Below are 1,307 nucleotides of genomic sequence, written 5' to 3'. Positions count from 1 at the left end.
CACACCGTCGAGAAACAGCATGTGGAAGTGAACATTCAGATTGAGCGCCGATCCAAAACGCTGGATCAGGGTGACCGCGCCCGTCTTGGCCACTTGGTGGGTATGGCCCGCTTTCTTGACCAGGTGCCAATACCCATCTTTGTATCAACTCCCCTTCCTGCCCGGCATCCCCGCAATTGATGACTTCAGAACAAGATGCTACCAATTTTTCAATAACAGCAAATTGCCTTTTTACTCCATCGTTATCAATTAGTTTAATGCCAAATTTTTTAGGTACAATTGGCAGATCTTCCAATTTCCAGTATTTCCAATTTTCTTTGTAATCATGGGGTTCATTCAATGTACACAGATGGCCAAAAGTCCAGGTTACCCAATAGCCATTTCCTTCATAAAAGCCGTTGTTGCGTTGTTTTGCACCAATTACTTCGGCAATATCTTTTGCCACAGAAGGTTTTTCAGCTATACATAAAATCATAAGGAGGCAAAGTTAGTAAGGTCGTTGAAGTTTTGAAACCGTTACATACAAAACATTTCAACAAAAACAGTAAGTTTTAGAGTTATTTACGTGTATATTTTTTTATTTCAAAAGCAAAAGCGTGTTTTTCATCAATACCCTGTTTCAGTACAGTTTCACTATTCCACTCAGATTCAGAAAATTTAGGAAAAAAAGTATCTGCGTCAAACACTCCATCTACTTGTGTGATATACATTTCTTGAAGGATGTTTCGCTGCATAACTTCTGCATAAATTTGTCCCCCACCAATGATGAAAACAGTTCTTTCGGTTTCATTTTTATAGAACTCTAAACATTCAGTAAGTGAAAAAAAGACATGAGCTCCTGGTGCTTGATAGCCGATTTGGTGAGTTAAAACGGCATTTTCACGATTTGGCAAGGGTCTAAATTTCTCAGGAATAGATTCATAATTTTTACGTCCGGTTATTACTACATGACCTGTTGAAGTTTCTTTAAAGAATTTCATATCAGCCGGCAATTTCCATAACAAATCGTTGTCTTTACCAATGCCAAAATTTTTATCCATGGCAACAATTAATGATAGTTTCATAATGATCGGTATTGAATAATTAATTTTTTATTTGAGGCATTAAGCACATGCAATAATTTCTCAATTGGTTTTTTCACCTTTTCTTTCAAATGTAACTCATCTGCAGTTTGAATCATACGTATAGGAAGAATAAACGCCCTTTTCACCCAAGTCCAACAGCTTTGGACCGCAGTTGACTCTTTCGACACCCCTGCGATGCAACCCAATCCGGCTGACGGGGAGCCAGCAACGCTGAAAATTTAC

General features: G+C 38.3%; 1 protein-coding gene and 2 pseudogenes. All 3 read right to left on the bottom strand.

Features of this window, described 5'->3' with window-relative positions:
- A pseudogene (locus tag IE199_RS21820) lies at window positions 1-90 on the bottom strand (transposase); the annotation flags it as partial.
- Window positions 91-187: 97 nt separating this feature from the next.
- A pseudogene (locus tag IE199_RS21815) lies at window positions 188-475 on the bottom strand (DNA topoisomerase III); the annotation flags it as partial.
- Window positions 476-557: 82 nt separating this feature from the next.
- Window positions 558-1,070, bottom strand: coding sequence for a dihydrofolate reductase (locus tag IE199_RS21810; protein ID WP_086371372.1), 513 nt, complete (start codon window positions 1,068-1,070; stop codon window positions 558-560).
- Between the last annotated feature and the right edge of the window lie 237 nt (window positions 1,071-1,307).

The organism is Thalassotalea marina (assembly GCF_014656435.1).
GTDB lineage: Bacteria > Pseudomonadota > Gammaproteobacteria > Enterobacterales > Alteromonadaceae > Thalassotalea_C > Thalassotalea_C marina.
The sequence above is the reverse complement of the archived record's forward strand: the minus strand, read 5'-3'. Positions and strand labels throughout refer to the sequence as shown.